This window comes from Paenibacillus sp. Negev47, assembly GCF_058313655.1.
The window spans coordinates 3,012,470-3,028,498 of record NZ_CM177754.1 but is presented as its reverse complement, the minus strand read 5'-3'; the positions used below and the strand labels follow the sequence as shown (position 1 = coordinate 3,028,498).

Sequence of the window (16,029 nt, the reverse complement as noted above, 5' to 3'; positions counted from 1 at the left end):
ATGTCGCATTATCCAGACTTAGCGATATAGGGTCTGTCACAAAAATAGCAGCGATTATTATACCGATGGCACTTAGCCCTAGAATAAAGAGTCCTGTGTAAGGGAAACGTTAGTGTAACAAAAGAGAAGTTCTACGCAAAGAAACCACTCCTTAAGAATCGGGAGTAGTTTTTGTCTATATACTAGTATATTTTGTGGTCAAACTGTACTTTGTGCTTAGATGCATTACGGTAAACCGTATCATAAATAAGAGCAAGTTTTTTTGAGGGGTTCCTTGTGGGGCATGGATTTGTATATATGTGTGCAGGTTTCGGGCCATGGTAACGCTGAAAAGGTACATAGGGCTATCGCTTTTGGAGTGGAGCATCCTCGTCACATCTGAAAAGACCTGGAATAACCTTAAGACAACAGATGGGCGTGTTGTTGTGTAGGGAAACTAGAGCCAACTGCCATCCTTCCCGCAACAGCTCCGCCAGTTATGCTCTGAGATTCCTTAGCATTCGCGTAGGAGATGCGCGTTGCAAGGGGCACGACCAAATTGGTAGTGAATCTTAAAAAAACCGGGCGACAATCATGAACAAGATCGAGATCGCCGGTAAAACCAATCGATATGCCCAGTTCATCTATCAACTGGCTGCAATGTTTGTCGTATCAAGGGAAGATGAGTTGCACGGGAATGACGGCGTTCTTAGGAGAATAAATATCTTCCATTTGTTCACGTAACAGCTTTACGGCTGTTCGTGCCATTTCCTGTTCATCCTGCTGTACATAAGCTACGCCTGAAAGATGTGGATTATCGAAAGATAGCAAATCGATATTTGAGTGATTGTTCAGACGACTGATAGCGGCCGATGTAAGGCGTGCGGTTTCTTCAGTCAAGGAGAAGGCGGCCGAAATTCCACTGTGGTCCTGCAAGAAGTCGCTTACATAGTCCAATGCTTGCTCGCCGCGCAGAATGTCGAGAGGGATGTGACACCACAAGCTCTTGTCAATCGATATGCCTTGATCTGTGTATGCCTTTTCGAATCCGAGCGTGCGATCCTCGACGGCTGTATTGGCATTCTCAGGTGAGATGAGCGCAATCTGTTGATGACTCTTGGATAGCAAATGGGAGACAGCTTTGTACGCACCGCCGTAATTGTCGGATGTAATGGTGTACGTCTCAATGTTCCGCAGATAGCGGTCGATGAAAACGCACGGGAATTTATCGAGCGACAGACGCAGTAATGATTCGTTGTACTTCTCATCTTCTGTCGGAAAAACGATCAGCCCCTTCACACCGATCTCCATTAGTGTACGAATGACATTGGATTCGATAGAGGAGGACTCGCGCGTGATGCTTAGTACCATGCTGAGGCCGGCTTCTTGCAGGAATTGTTCCGTGTAGTCAACGAGCTTCTGAATGACACGGGTTCTCATCGTCGGAATGATAAAGCCGATGAGTGGCATGGACGACGCGCTGCGGGATGGCAGAGAATTGATGCTAAAAACATCAAGACTAGAGGAGACGAATGAGCCTTTGCCTTGTACGCGTATAATTAATCCTTCGTCAGCTAGTAGGGTTAGGGCGTTCTTGACGGTTATTTTACTTACTCTGAATTCATCCATTAGTTCTTGCTCAGAAGGAATGCGGTCCGTTGGCCGAAGCTGCCCTGATTTAATTTTCTGTATGATATCTTCTCGAATTTGTTTGTAGAGCGCCAGTTTTTTCAAAATGGTGCATCTCCCCATAAATTTTATGATTTTATAATCAATTGGTTATATAAAGCATATTTCATATATATTATAATACGGCATGTAAAGCGCTTACAATATGGAATCTGAGAAATTGTTGCGAAGGGGTCTTTTCTTTGAACGGTTAGAATTATGTTAAGGATGGTGGTGCCAAGGTAGATTGAACCCGCTTAAATTAACAGAACTAACTAGTCAGCCGACTTTTCAAATGCATAACAAAAAAAGAGAGGATGACGAACAAATGAAAAAACGCAGTACTTTCATCTCCATCGTTACAGTCCTTATTATGTCACTTGTTTTTACAGCATGTGGTAACTCTTCTGATTCAAAAACGGAAACACAGCAGTTAGGCGCTAATGCTGGTGAGAATGCTACAGAATTGTCATTCTGGACATTCGTAGATTTGCATGGCATGCATTTAGATAAAATGCTGGGGTTATGGAATCAACAAAACCCAGACAAACAGATTAAGTTGAATGTAACGGTTATGCCTTACGATGATATGCACAACAAGCTCTTATTGGCAGTTACAAGTGGAAAAGGTGCTCCTGATATCGCGGATATCGAGCTTGGTCAATTCCCTAAATTCTTGGAAGGTGACAACGTTCCACTAGAACCTTTAAATGATGTATTTGCACCATACAAAGACGTTGTTGTTCCTTCACGTGTCGAGATTTACTCCAAAGCCGACCAGATTTATGGCTTTGATTATCACGTAGGTGCTACGCTTGCTTTCTACAACACTGAAATTCTTGAACAAGCAGGTGTTGACTACAAGACAATCAAAACTTGGGAAGATTATAAACAAGCAGGTATCAAGGTTTATGAGAAGACGGGTAAGTACTTAGGAACTGCTGATACATCAGCAATATGGCAAGGGTCGCTGTTGCTTGCTCAGCAAAACGCTGATTTCACAGATGAGAATGGCAATCCAAAAGTTAACTCGCCTGAAATGATTAAAGCGTATGAAATGTTAGTCGATCTGCAGAAGAACAATGTTATTCATACGATCCCTGGTGGACAACCGGATACAGAAGAAGCAAAAGGCGAATACAACAAAGGTAACTACGCAAGCGCATTAATGCCTGAGTGGTACATGTCTCGCTTTGTAAACGAAATGAAGGACCTTAAAGGTAAGTATGCAATTGCTCCATTGCCTGTATTTGAAGAAGGTAATCCTCGTTCCGTTGGCTTAGGCGGTACTGGCACAGTTGTTACCAAGAATGGTAAAGACGTTCAGTTGGCAAAAGAATTTGTAGCTTTTGCTAAGCTTTCGAAAGAAGCTACTACTGAAATCTGGAATACGCTTGGATTCGACCCAATCAACATGGAAGTATGGAAAGATGAGGCTGTAACGAAAAACCCTGATAACGAATACGTCCAATACTTTAAAACAAATGCATTTGATACTTTGAATGAAATCAAAGACGAAATTCTAGCTATCAAATCCGTTAAAGCTTCACCGACGATCGGCAATGTCCTCAATACGGTTACTTTGAATGCTATCTTTGAAGATGGCCAAGACGTGAAGGAAGCGCTGGATGAAGCACAAGCAGCAATTGAACAAGAATTGAAATAAATATAATAAGTAAATGATTTGATTAAACCTGTCGGTAGGTATAGTGGTCGGCAGGTTTAATCTTAGTCAAGGGAGATTGAGAATATGATAAAGAAATTTGTATACTCTCAAAAAGTTGCGCCTTATGTTTTTGTATTGCCATTTATACTCATATTTTTGATATTTTGGTTTTATCCGCTTGCAAATTCATTCGTAATGAGCTTTCAAGATAGGATGTTGGGACAGGATCCTAAATGGATTGGTGAAGCGAATTATTCGAAATTATTAACAGATAAGGTGTTTTTGACGGCTATTAAAAATAGCATTGTGTACATGTTAGGAACCTTAGTGCTGTTAATTCCTTTTCCAATGTTATTCGCCGTTATGATAAACAGTCAGTTAATGGTGGGAAGAGAGTTTTTTAAATCTTCGTTCTTTCTCCCTGCATTGACATCTGTCGCAGTTGCGGGTACCATTTTCCGCCTTACATTCGGTGAAATGGAAGGTTCATTAATGAACAGTTTCCTAGGTCTATTTGGTGTAGAGCCTATTAAATTCTTGAAAGACGGAGAATGGAGTATGGCAGCACTGTTAATCCTCGCATGTTGGAGATGGACAGGCGTTAATATGCTTTACTATCTATCCGGTTTGAAAAGCATTGACAATGAATATTATGAGGCTGCTTCAATCGATGGGGCATCTGCTTGGCAGAAGTTTAGAACGATCACAATGCCATTATTGAAGCCGACCACGGTATATGTTACGACAATTAGTGTTTATGCAGGTTTAGCAATGTTTACCGAGAGCCTAATGATGTTTAACGGTAACAATTCACCCAAAAATATTGGCTTAACCATTGTCGGATATCTGTATAGACAAGGGATTGAGCAGAATAAGCTGGGTTACGCAGCTGCAGTTGGTATCGTTCTGTTAGTCATTGCTATGGTTATCAATTTAACGCAGTTGAAATTTAGTGGAATGTTCAAAAAGGAGGAGGATTAAAGTGGGCAACAGTCAGACGAGGAATGACTTTATTTCCAGAATAGTAATTATTTGTTTATTCATTATACTATTCGTTATAATTATGATTCCATTCTATGCAGTGGCTCTATCTTCCTTTAAACCAGGTGAATCATTAGTTAGATATGGTCTTAACCTAAGTTTGGATTTTAGTATCATGAGTTTTGACAATTTCATCTATCTGTTTACTGGAGAACATGATTATTTTGTATGGTTTTGGAACAGTATGATTTTAACAATCGTTCAAGTGGTTTTAACACTTTTTGTAAGCGCATTTGTTGCATATGGTTTTGCAGCATATCATTTTAAAGGTAAGAACTTCCTCTTTATATGTGTTTTGCTCATTATGATGGTGCCTTTCGAAATACTGCTGGTTCCTTTGTACAGCCTAATTAATGATTTGAATATGGTGAATAGCTATTCAGCAATCGTTCTGCCGGGTATAGCCAATGCCGCGACAATATTTTTCTTCAGGCAATATCTAAGAAGCATACCCAAAGAGATTATTCAATCTGGGCGGGTTGATGGCGCAAACGAGTATGCGATTTATTTCAGACTAATTATGCCGATTATGAAGCCATCCTTTGCAGCAATGGCCATTCTGAATGGTATGAATAGCTGGAATAATCTGTTGTGGCCATTCATGGTGTTGGGAGATCAGAGTAAATATACACTGCCAATCGGTTTGAAAACGTTGTTAACTCCTTATGGCAATAACTATGACCTATTGATCGTGGGCTCCTTCTTCTCCATCATTCCAATTTTCATACTGTTTATTGCTTTCCAGAAATACTTCATAGACGGTATGACTGCAGGTGCTGTTAAAGGGTAGTATATATTATGATGAAACAGGTGGTAAGATGGAAGTCCAACAAAGAGTGTTCACGACATTCAACCATGGATTGAGCAGAAAGCTGATCCTTTCATTTACCGACATTCGGACGGTTATTATTACTTCGTAGCATCCGTTCCGGAGTATGATCGGATTGAAATTCGTAGAGCCCAGAACCTTTAGGGGCTTGTTACATCAACTCCTGTAGTGATCTGGAGCAAGCGCGAGACTGGTATCCTTAGTGCCAATATTTGGGCGCCTGAACTGCATTTTATTGATGACATATGGTACGTGTATTTCGCTGCCGCACAAAAGGATCCGAATATCGAAGGTAACTCTAATCTGTATATATCTAAAATGAGCAATCCGTGGACGCTGACTGGGCCGCAAACGATGATTTCCATGCCGGAATATGACTGGGAGATCATTGGTTATAAAGTGAACGAAGGCGCGGCATTTCTTCGCAAGGGTAATCGGGTATTCCTCTCTTACTCGGCTAGCGCCACTGATTTCAATTATTGCATGGGCCTGCTTGAAGCCGATGCGGATGCTGATTTGCTCGATGCCACCTCATGGCGCAAGTCGCAATCAGCGGTTTTCTCGACAGATGAGAGCATCTCTATGTATGGTCCCGGTCATAATTCCTTCACGGTGTCAGAGGCCGACGAAAAGACGCTATTTGTGTTCCATGCAAGAACGTACAAGAACATTATAGGAGATCCGCTGTACGATCCGAATCGCCATACATTTGTGACAGAGCTTTTGTGGACGGCTGACGGCAGACCCGATTTCCGCGGCTCTGTTGCAGCACTTGCACGTCTGTACAGTGAACGAGTGTCCCAACAAGGTTGCTTGATGGATTTGAGTTCGTTTATCTAATTTGCCAAAGAGAGACAGTAAGAACATCGAAGGCACCCAGTAGGGTGCCTTCGATTTCGCTCTATAGATAATACGCCGAACCGTATCACAAGTATGGCGAAAATAATCGCCCTTAACCTCGTGGATTTATGAAATGTCATCTTTGAAAAATCGAAACTATGCGATCGCTGTATCTTCAATGAGCTTAACAGTCGGTAGTTGGGGTCAATTACTTGTTCCCCAACATATCCACTCACTCCTGCACTCCTTCTACAACTTCCTTCGGTATTTCCCTCACTTTGATATCTCCACCTAAGAAAAGGTTTGAAGGGTAGTACTTTTTGAACTGGGGTGATCGCCTTGGGACCAAGTTCGAGGACGAGGTTGATTGTTTCTTCCATATTGCTTAGTTGTTCTACAATCTTCTTCTTACCTATCTCATACGCCTATATCGTGAAAAAAGCTCTCGGCAAATTGAAGGTTTCGACCTAGAGGAGGGAAAAAGGCGGATTATTCCTGTCGACAATCTCGCCGTTGTCAAACCATACCTGGAGATAGGGATAAGATTTTATTTCTCTTCTTTCTTCGACGGAAACCACTCGTAGCAGTCTTCAAGAAGGATCTGGATGAGTTACTCTAACATAGGATGGGGCAGATCTGATAGATCAAGCAGGTCAGGATTGGGGGGGACCTTCGAAAGAGTGGTGGCTTTTCAGATAAGGGAGTTACAAATTGCGTGTGGTCATGAAGGCGATAAAAAGAGCTTTAATCTCATTATAGGTAAAGCGGACGCACAGCGGGCAGGACGGAGTTGTTCATCACAAAGTAGCCTCAGTCCCTCCCGACTTCGGCGACTAGAGGCATTCCCATCACTTCAATTTCCCTGATGTCTCGAATCACTGTCGAACGTGAGATGTTAAACTCTTGCATGATTTCCGAAATGGTAAAATGGGCGGCGCGGTTGTTGATGTACTGCATGATGATGTTAATCCGTTCTACTTTTTTCATTCGGACCTCTAAACAGTATCATATTTTGACATGATTTATCGTGATTATAAACCCATGAAGCGAAGAAACAAATACTTAGAAGGAGCTGTGATGATGGAAGCACATAACTCTTGAGGAGAAAGACAGCTTTATCGTTGTCGGTGTTGGAACGGAACTGAAGAGCGATTACATGGATTATGCCGGCGTTATGACAGAAGCATGGGTACCGGAAGAACACAGCGTGAGGACAATACCTTGTCATTAAAGGCGAAGGGAAGACGGCTGATGAGCTCAGAAGTATAATACTCCTTTTAAAGCAGCTTGCATACGTTCATCGAGACGAGCGGCATTTGCCTCTTATATTGATCAGTCTTCATCAGAAGCCGCTGGGCGTGTTGGAAAAGGGCAGATCCGCATGAGGCAAAATGACAATGTACTGCTTCGTTTGATGATTCTCAATCTACCTACCTCCTGAAAAAGAAAATAACCCCTCGAAGAAGGGGTCGTAGTTCTAGGTCACGAATATAGTATATGTCCCAAAGTTCCCCTGAACCGGTTTTGAGTTATCGGGGTATTTGTGCGATGCCGGAAATAGTCGAGAACTAGTAATTACAAATATTTGGGAATGCGTTACATTTATAATTTTGGGAGGGAGGGTTTCAACTGATGGGAAAATCCACAATCTGCTCCATGCAAAGTCTGTTCTATAAACAACGGCGGTTGTTTGTATGGAGCAAGAACGAACGAAATTTAACCGCTGAATCATCTCTGGTATGATGTTTACTGTTTATAGAATGACTTTGCTCCCTTAAATTTTAAAAAAACTTTAAGGAGCAGAGCTATCATGAAATATGTAAATGCAGACAATATCTTTCCGGAAGAGTTGCTAAAAGAAATTCAGAAGTACATTCACGGCCGCATGGTGTATGTCCCGACCCCTGAAAAATTGCACAAAAAATGGGGAGAAAAATCGGGGAGTAGAGAACAGCTAAGTCTAAGAAACGAAACGATCCGTCAAACATATTTCAATGGAAAGTCGATCGATGAACTCTCGAATGAATTCGGTCTTTCCTACGAAAGCATTAAGAAAATCATTTACTCTAGAAAATAGATTCACTTGTAAGTCACATCGAGCTTTCTGATGTGGCTTTTTGTGTAGAATTTGATTCTGAATCAAATTCAGTATATTTTCAATCAGCAGCTTTTGTTACCATGAAAATAAAGGGGAGAGGTTATATGGATAAAAAGATTAAACTACTATACACACAAGATATATTGAGACAGTCCGCACAATGTTTTGGAATACGTGAAGACTCAATTTTCGAATTAAGTGGGTTTCAAAATTTCGTTTATTCTGGGGTAGTTGGAGATCGAAAAGTTATTTTAAGAATTGCCCATGTCACACATCGGAATGAATTATTAACAAGAGCGGAACAAGATTTTATCATGTTCCTGGCTGAATGCGGAATGAAAGTAGCGAGGCCCATTCAGTCTTTATCAGGGGATCATATTCATATAATTGACGAGTCCTTTGTTGTGACAGCTTTTGAGAAAGCACCCGGCAGAAATGCAGTAATAGCCGAAGAGAGCAATACATTTTATGAGAATATCGGTCAAATGGTCGGGAAAATACATAAGTTTTCACTTAATTATTCGTCCCAACATTCACGCTATGAATGGAATGATAATGCCCTATTAGCCTCATTTAAGAAGTATTGTCCGTTAGAATTACACGATAACTTTGATCGTTTAATTACTGAAGTTAGCGCTCTAGCCAAGGAAAAAGATACGTACGGTCTTATTCATGGGGATATCAGCCCTGGCAATTATCTTAATGATGGGGACAAAGCCACTATTATTGACTATGACGATGCGGAATATAGCTGGTTTGTTTCTGATATTGCTACTCCATTATTCTATGAAATCCCTATTCCTTGGGTTGTATCTGGAGATGTAAGGAAGGAGATTGCAAAGCGTTACTATTGCAACTTCTTAAACGGCTATTGTAAGGAAAATACTGTGAGTCAAGTTTGGTTAAACAAAATCCCATTATTTATTAATTTAAGGCAAGCTAGAGTTTTAGCCGCGCTCTATAGAAGCAGAGATTTTAACGCTCCTGATTGGAGCGAATGGGATGAGCAAGCCCGACGCTTCTACTATGAAAATTTGTTAAATAACACTCCCTATATTGATATGGACTTTTTATGTTAACGGGAACGATACTTGAAAAGGAAGGGCCATCGCACAAAGGATGGCCTTTAAACTTTCCATTACATGCGCAATTGAAGTCCCTAAATGATAATATTGTCGCGGGACAAGAACATTGTTCCATTCAAAGTCGCTATTATAGCGGCTTTTTTGTTTTAAGGAACCAAGTTCTTGTCCCAAGCTGAGGACAAGAACTTGGTTCCTTTGCCGAAAAGGACAAGAACATTGTGTCATTTCGGATTAGGTGATTATCTAAATAGTATCATGATGGAGATCATGTGGCTAGATAAAAGCATATGAATATAAAACTTCGCTTGAATAACGATTTTTTGTTTCAGGAACTAGGTTTTTTCGACCAAAGGCAAAAAACTAGTTCCTTGTTGAAAAGGTTAAGAATATGGTACCAATGTTGATAAGATTCTTTATGGTTTCATTAAGCTAACGGGCAGGTTAGTTGAGTAAGAACGTCGAAACACATATTGCATACAGAAAATTTCAACCAAGCGAAATTGAATTACTGTATGTAGAGTAGAAGGAGCGAACAAGCAAACGACGGGAATGATTCGAGAGTTTACTAATATTTGATTCATATTTTTAATTTCCTATAATTCGTCTGTTTTAGGAACAAATTACGGTGTGAATATGGTCTATTCGCATATTTCGAGTAGCGCGCATGCATATTTGTATGATCATGAGGAGGGATTTTATGTACACGGTAAAAGAAGTGGCACAAATGCTTGACTTAAGTGAGTATGCAGTTCGCTATTACACAGATAAGGGATTAATACCAAGAAAGCAAAAAAACTTAGATTTTTCTGGATTACCATAGCTATTCATCACGCGAAAAAAATTTTTCTGATGGGGATTTACAAATAAGAAAAAATCCATTAGTATTATTTCTATACTTATAGAAATAAAGGAATATACTTAGAAATCGAGGGGACTGTACATGGAAGTCAATTCGGAGGCGCGCGAAGCCGTAAAAGTTTATAAAGCGCTGGGAGAGCCGACGCGGCTTAATATTGTCCAACTCCTTGCGAGCGAATCGGACCAATGCTGTGTCTCGCTGGGAGAGAAGTTGAAAAATGTCGCCAACTCAACATTATCGCATCATTTGAAGCAGTTGTCGGAGTGCGGATTACTTCATTCGCGGAAAGAAGGAACATTTATTTACTACAGCCTCAACCGCAGAGTGGCGGAAAAATATGCGACCTATCTGTTGACATAATTTTTTTGATTAATATTTCTATATTTTTGGAAATATAATAATTTGGGAACAGAAGGCTTTGACGAAAAGCGCAGTTGTTCTTTGAAAAGTGAGTAAAGAGAATGAGACGTTACAGATGAAGTAACTAATTCAGGTTTAGATCTGTTAAACGATATTTGCGTTTTAGTAAATTTCTCTTAGCTGCCTATGTGTAATGGAAATGAACAAGGATGTAAAAGCCGCTGTGCGAGGGTTTCGGGCTGACTGATAATCTAAGCGACTAAAGGTGCGTTATTGAAACTGGATATATTCTGTATATCGGTGTGTCCATATCAGACAAGCGCCTTCAGGGTGTCTCGCGGCAAGGTAATGCCAACCAGCAGCCACAACGAATGAGCCCCATTTACAGAAAGGTGGAAAACGACATGATAAAGTTTGTGTATATGATCAATCGGATCGAGGGGATGAGCGTCGAGAAATTCGTAGATTATCATCGACATCACCACGGTCCTCTATTTTCCTCGATCACAGAAGCCAAGAAGTACGTACGAAAATATGTGGTGTCTCACCCGGTTACCGCCGAGGGCTATCCTCAACCCGCGTATGATGGGCTCACTGAAATCTGGTTCGACAGTTGGGCCGACCATGATGCGTTCTTCACATCGGACAACTACCTGCAAATAGTTCAACCCGACGAAAAGAAGTTCATTGAATTCAGCTCTGTCGGCGTTATGGTCACAGAAGAAAAAGCATTGATCTAACTTTGTGAACCCCCATAACATCACCGCCAACGGAATCAACTGTTTGGCTTCGGGAGCATAGCAGAAGTCGAGGATGATTGGCCTGAGATAGAATTGCAGCAATGCATGAAACTGACAGGTACTAATCGGTCCAAGGCTTATCCAAATTCACCTCGAAGAATAAGCAGGTGCTAATATGCAGATTTGTTTCGTATACAGTTTTTAAGGATAACACTTGAAACGCTGAGAAAGTGCAGCGAATTTCTCGCGGTAGCGTTTTTTGTACAACGCTTGCTTGGTAGTGAGGGTGAAGGGGTTCCGCGCTACCCATTCGGGCCCAAAGGTCCTGGAGAGTAGGTCCCCGGCCAGCAACGAAAGAGCACTGCCGACAATTCGGCAGTGCTTTTTGTTGTGTGAGTGACTCAGGTCAAGGATAGTAGAAACTAATTTTTTCGCAATTCATGCCAAGACATGAAATTGGAATTATCTTCTTTTTGTATATAATGTAACTTATGGTAAATTAACAAAGCTATTTTTATGTATATATTGAAATAAGAGGGGGGTTAATTATGAAGAAAAAAGGCACTTTGTTTGTAGGTTGGTCGGCATTATCCTTGGTAGCAGCTGTCACGGTTGCATCTGTATCAGCAACTACTGCATCTACACAAGGTGAAGGAATCATACCCCCAATGGCAGTTGATAATGAGATTGTGAATTCACAGATTTCCGGAAGTAGCTACACGAAGAATTTTAATATCCAAGCAAATTATGGATGGGTCAAAGTTTGGGTTCAAAATACATCTAATGTCGAGGGACAAGAACATGGTCCCATTGAAGTCGCTATTTAAACGGCTTTTTTTTATTTTAAGGGTACAAGTTCGTGTCCCGAGCCAAGGACAAGAACTGTACCGATTACCCGAATTAGACAAGAACATGTTCTCATTGCCGATTAGGCGTTTAATCGTTATTTTGCCTGTTAATCCATTAAACTAACGGGCAGGTTAGTTGTATAAAGGGGTTCAAAAACCATTTAGGTAATATTCACCTAAATGGTTATTTTGTTTGATTTTTTTGTACGACTGTACTAAAATAAAAACATGAGTAAAAAAATTAAATCAACTAACCAAAAACCAATGTCATTCATCGAAAAAGCCCGTAGAGCTCAAATTGTGGAATGTACGATTGAGACAATCGCAGAAGTAGGTTACACTCAAGCCTCTTTAGGAGAGATTGCAAAACGTGCGAAAATCAGTAAAGGGGTTATTTCTTATCACTTTGTAAATAAAGAGGAATTATTGGAGCAAGTAGCTATCGAATACTATATGGCTTGGCAATCATATATTGCTCCACGAATAGAAGCTCAAAAATCTCCTAAAGAAATGCTTCAGGTATATATTGAATCCAATCTTACATTTGTAGATGAAAATCGACAGCATGTTTTCGCTGTTATTGAATTGCTTTCTAATAAGATAACTGCTGATGGTAAACTTCAATTTGCAGTAGACCATGATGAAGCTGTTTTACTTCCAATTGAAAATATTCTCATCCTAGGGATGCAAGAAGGAATTTTCCGGGAATTTACCAAACCATCGGCAAGGGTGATGGCGCTAACAATAAGAAATGCCATTGACGGGTTCACCATTGAATTAATGAGAAAGCCTCATTTAGATGTTCAGGAATATACGAGAGAACTGGTTACAATCTTCGATATATCAACAAAGAAGTGATGTGTCGCTAAGGAGGTTACCAATGTTTTCCTATGATGTACTTTGTTATTGTTGTAAAAAAACATTCAGAGCATACGAAGGTTCACTAAAATATAAACAAGCTAAGGAAAGAAAGGACAAGTTTTTTTGTTGCGAAGATTGTGCTGATAAAATACGCATTGAAGCAATTTTGAATTTTATGCGCGGGATTAATCGTTTTTAATTTTGATTTTCTCAATGATTATCGTCAAATATTGCACTAAAACGCCGCGGCAACAATTAGACCGAGCAACTCCGTCTTTACGAATTTTTCTTATGAGGGATTAAGCTACTGGAAACGTTAGCTTAATACATAATAAAGTAGCTGACACAGTGTGATTGGCTGCTTTATTCAACTAACCGACAGGAATATTTAGGAAGGTAAACGAATACATAATTCAGCATCCCAAAATAGGTTGATTAACGTAATTTTAACAATCGTGGAGTTATGTAAGTGCCATAAAACTAAAAGGAGTAACTTTTACTATGAAGGGTTTGTTTGTATCAGAGTATACGAAAGATAAGAAACATTTCCATCTTGCGATCGGGATCATTAGAGAGGATGATATTAAATACTTTTCGTTTAGTAATAATCAGGGACGTCAAGCCTAGTGTCGAGGGACAAGAACATATTCCTATTGAAGTCGCTAACTTAGCGGCTTTGTTATTTTTTTGGTACAAGTTCGTGTCCCGAGCCAAGGACACGAACTTGTACCGATTGCCGGAATGGACAAGAACATAGTCCGATTGCCGATTAGGCGTATATCTAATCGTTATTTTGCCGTTAATTCACCCACAAGCAGTTGCGCTGATGCTCAGAGGCAGTAAACCTGATGAGGCAAAAAATGATACTCAGTTGAAGCATATGTGAAAAATCATTGTAACACACTTGAGCTTATAGGATTTTTCGAACAGGATGATACGGAGTTTTAAGTGTGTTGATAAAAAACAGCTAACTATGACTATGTCCTTAGTTAGCTGTTTTTTATTCATTTTTTTAATTTTCTATAAAAGTTATGAATCTCTTGTGAAATTCTCCATCATTCCAGCTGGATACCGGCTACCGGCTGATCCGTGTGGAAGGATCTCTTTACTACGTTGAAGATCAGCTTCTGTAAGTTTAACGTTAGCAGCAGCAACGTTTTGCTCAACCCGCTTAGCACTTCGTGTACCCGGGATCGGCACGACATCTTCTCCCTGGGCGAGAAGCCAAGCCAGTGCCAATTCGGCTACAGAAATACCTTTGTTAGAAGCCAGTTCATTAAGTTGTTCCGTTGCTCGGAAATTGTAGATATAATTTTCGCCTTGCCAGCGCTCGTCGTAACGGCGCATATCGTCTTCCGCGTACTCTTGGGCTGGTTTAACAGCACCTGTCAGGAACCCTCTGCCTAAAGGAGCGTAAGGCACTAAACCTATACCGAGTTCATTCAATGTCTTTCGTATATTGTTGTCCTCAATCTCGCGTTCGAATATCGAGTATTCAGTCTGAAGCATAGAGACCGGGGTAACCGCGTGAGCTTTACGAATTGTGTTTGAACCGGTGTTGCTCAAACCGAAATATTTAACTTTGCCTTCTTTGATAAGGTCTCCGACGACCCCTGCTACTTCTTCGATAGGAACATCGGGATCTGGGATATGCTGATAGAACACATCAATGTAATCAGTCTGCAGATAGCGAAGACTGTTCTCAGCTACCTTACGAATATTTTCTGGCCGGCTGTTAAAACGTGTTCCAATCTGCTCGGCTGTCATATCAAAGCCAAACTTGGTGGCCAGTACTACCTTGTCACGAAAATCCTTTACAGCTTTACCCAGCAACTGTTCATTGTGACCATTTCCATATCCATATAATTCTGCCGTATCAAAAAAGTTAACTCCAAGCTCATAAGCTCGACGAATAGTTGCTATTGCTTCATCTTCATTTGAAGGACCGTATGCCATTGTCATCCCCATCGTACCCAAACCAATAGAAGAGACTTTTAAACCTTGTTGACCAAGACTTCGGGTTTGCATTTTTGTTCCTCCTTAAATAATTCTATCACCTAAGTGTTTAAAGCCTAGGTAAAAAGGTATCCAATCTTAGCTCGTTCAATATGAATTTTCATCACTGCTATTCATAGGAACAAAAAACATAATATCATGGGAGTTGAATAAAGTAAACAAAAAGCACGTAAAGTGTCTATTTAGTATAGTTTGTTTAAAATGATGATTATGAGATATAATATAATTTATAAGGGGGCAGTTAGATGGAACGGCAGATTGAAAAACAACATCAGATGAGGCAAAAGCTTACTAATAGATTGTTATTACACGTTAGAAAAAATGGGTTTCAAGGTTTGAAAATGGATGAAATCTCAAAGATTATGGATATAAGCAGGGCGACTTTATATAAATATTTCTCTACCAAAGAAGATATTATTTCGTTTATTGTGAGTACATTTGTCGAATATATCCACGAAATTATTGAAGATTCTGATGCTGATCAAGTATTTGTTCAGCGATTTCAGCAAACATTTGAACAAACAATCTTATTAAAAGAGTTCATCACAGACATTTTCTTAAGGGAACTTGAAAATAGTTATCCTGAGAACTATGAGCGACTAAAAGAAGCCATGAAGCAACGAGAATATCAGGAATTGGCTTTTTATGATGAAGGAATAAAAGAGGGTTTTTTTAATAAGATTGATGGTAGGCTTATCATTATGCAAGATGAGATTCTAAGTAACGTTTTAGATGTAAAGTACCTGATGGAGAACCATTTGACAGTGTATCAGGTGCTATTTGACTATTACAATCTAAAGAAAATTCAGTTGTTTAAACCTGATAAAATTAAAATGATGGATGACAACTTGATGATCCCTAGAATTGAGTGCATGGCACAAAAAATTTCAAAAAACTTATATTAATCTTAGCAAATTTGGATTATCTAATTTTCTATAAAGTAAACACGTCTTAAGCTTAAGTTCGGCATCATATGGCGGTTTTTCCATGATATATTAGGAGCATAGATAAATGCGCGAATGAAACGCACGGCTGTTATGTGTAAGTGTGGACATTCTCTCGCTCAGTTGCATTCATCTAGTTGGAATGAATGGAGGGGACCGAACCATCTAGACCAAACTATACTCCGATGGCTTCAA

The 16,029-nt window shown here is 40.0% G+C and carries 13 protein-coding genes and 3 pseudogenes; 13 read left to right on the top strand and 3 right to left on the bottom strand.

The window, feature by feature from the left end; all coding sequences use genetic code 11:
- Positions 1-651 precede the first annotated feature (651 nt).
- Positions 652-1,713: a GntR family transcriptional regulator gene (locus AC4G47_RS13840; RefSeq protein WP_491106397.1), complete on the bottom strand. Its 1,062-nt coding sequence runs from the start codon at positions 1,711-1,713 to the stop codon at positions 652-654.
- 262 nt (positions 1,714-1,975) lie between these two features.
- On the opposite strand from AC4G47_RS13840, the gene AC4G47_RS13835 reads away from it, so the two are divergent.
- From AC4G47_RS13835 to AC4G47_RS13820, 4 genes and pseudogenes are all read left to right on the top strand, one after another.
- A complete protein-coding gene (locus tag AC4G47_RS13835; protein ID WP_491106396.1) occupies positions 1,976-3,313 on the top strand; it encodes an ABC transporter substrate-binding protein in 1,338 nt (445 codons plus the stop codon).
- An 84-nt stretch (positions 3,314-3,397) separates the two neighbouring features.
- The gene (locus AC4G47_RS13830) at positions 3,398-4,294 is read left to right on the top strand and encodes a carbohydrate ABC transporter permease (protein WP_491106395.1); all 897 of its coding nucleotides are present in this window, start codon (positions 3,398-3,400) and stop codon (positions 4,292-4,294) included.
- 31 nt (positions 4,295-4,325) lie between these two features.
- The gene (locus AC4G47_RS13825) at positions 4,326-5,144 is read left to right on the top strand and encodes a carbohydrate ABC transporter permease (protein ID WP_458127263.1); all 819 of its coding nucleotides are present in this window, start codon (positions 4,326-4,328) and stop codon (positions 5,142-5,144) included.
- 57 nt (positions 5,145-5,201) lie between these two features.
- A pseudogene (locus AC4G47_RS13820) lies at positions 5,202-6,023 on the top strand (glycoside hydrolase family 43 protein).
- Between the two features lie 232 nt (positions 6,024-6,255).
- Here the strand turns inward: AC4G47_RS13820 and AC4G47_RS13815 are convergent.
- Positions 6,256-7,010 (bottom strand): annotated as a pseudogene (locus AC4G47_RS13815) (helix-turn-helix transcriptional regulator).
- Positions 7,011-7,113: 103 nt separating this feature from the next.
- On the opposite strand from AC4G47_RS13815, the pseudogene AC4G47_RS13810 reads away from it, so the two are divergent.
- The 8 genes and pseudogenes from AC4G47_RS13810 to AC4G47_RS13775 form a co-directional block, all read left to right on the top strand.
- Positions 7,114-7,282, top strand: a pseudogene (locus AC4G47_RS13810) (transcriptional regulator); the annotation flags it as partial.
- A 551-nt stretch (positions 7,283-7,833) separates the two neighbouring features.
- On the top strand, positions 7,834-8,100 hold the full coding sequence (locus tag AC4G47_RS13805; protein ID WP_145321631.1) for a CD3324 family protein: 267 nt from the start codon (positions 7,834-7,836) through the stop codon (positions 8,098-8,100).
- Positions 8,101-8,225: 125 nt separating this feature from the next.
- Complete coding sequence (locus AC4G47_RS13800; RefSeq protein ID WP_491106394.1) at positions 8,226-9,200, top strand: phosphotransferase enzyme family protein; 975 nt, start codon at positions 8,226-8,228, stop codon at positions 9,198-9,200.
- A gap of 703 nt (positions 9,201-9,903) precedes the next feature.
- On the top strand, positions 9,904-10,026 hold the full coding sequence (locus tag AC4G47_RS13795; protein ID WP_491106393.1) for a MerR family DNA-binding transcriptional regulator: 123 nt from the start codon (positions 9,904-9,906) through the stop codon (positions 10,024-10,026).
- Between the two features lie 120 nt (positions 10,027-10,146).
- Entirely contained in the window at positions 10,147-10,425 is a 279-nt protein-coding gene (locus AC4G47_RS13790) for an ArsR/SmtB family transcription factor (RefSeq protein ID WP_491106392.1), read from the top strand.
- Between the two features lie 404 nt (positions 10,426-10,829).
- Positions 10,830-11,165, top strand: a complete 336-nt coding sequence (locus AC4G47_RS13785; protein WP_491106391.1) for an EthD domain-containing protein — start codon at positions 10,830-10,832, stop codon at positions 11,163-11,165.
- Between the two features lie 548 nt (positions 11,166-11,713).
- Positions 11,714-11,992 carry a hypothetical protein gene (locus AC4G47_RS13780; RefSeq protein WP_491106390.1) on the top strand — a complete coding sequence of 93 codons (279 nt, stop codon included), beginning with the start codon at positions 11,714-11,716 and terminating at the stop codon, positions 11,990-11,992.
- Positions 11,993-12,241: 249 nt separating this feature from the next.
- On the top strand, positions 12,242-12,871 hold the full coding sequence (locus AC4G47_RS13775; RefSeq protein ID WP_491106389.1) for a TetR/AcrR family transcriptional regulator: 630 nt from the start codon (positions 12,242-12,244) through the stop codon (positions 12,869-12,871).
- A gap of 1,032 nt (positions 12,872-13,903) precedes the next feature.
- Here AC4G47_RS13775 and AC4G47_RS13770 read toward each other — a convergent pair.
- Entirely contained in the window at positions 13,904-14,902 is a 999-nt protein-coding gene (locus AC4G47_RS13770) for an aldo/keto reductase (RefSeq protein ID WP_491106388.1), read from the bottom strand.
- Between the two features lie 233 nt (positions 14,903-15,135).
- On the opposite strand from AC4G47_RS13770, the gene AC4G47_RS13765 reads away from it, so the two are divergent.
- Entirely contained in the window at positions 15,136-15,795 is a 660-nt protein-coding gene (locus AC4G47_RS13765) for a TetR/AcrR family transcriptional regulator (protein ID WP_491106387.1), read from the top strand.
- Positions 15,796-16,029 lie beyond the last annotated feature (234 nt).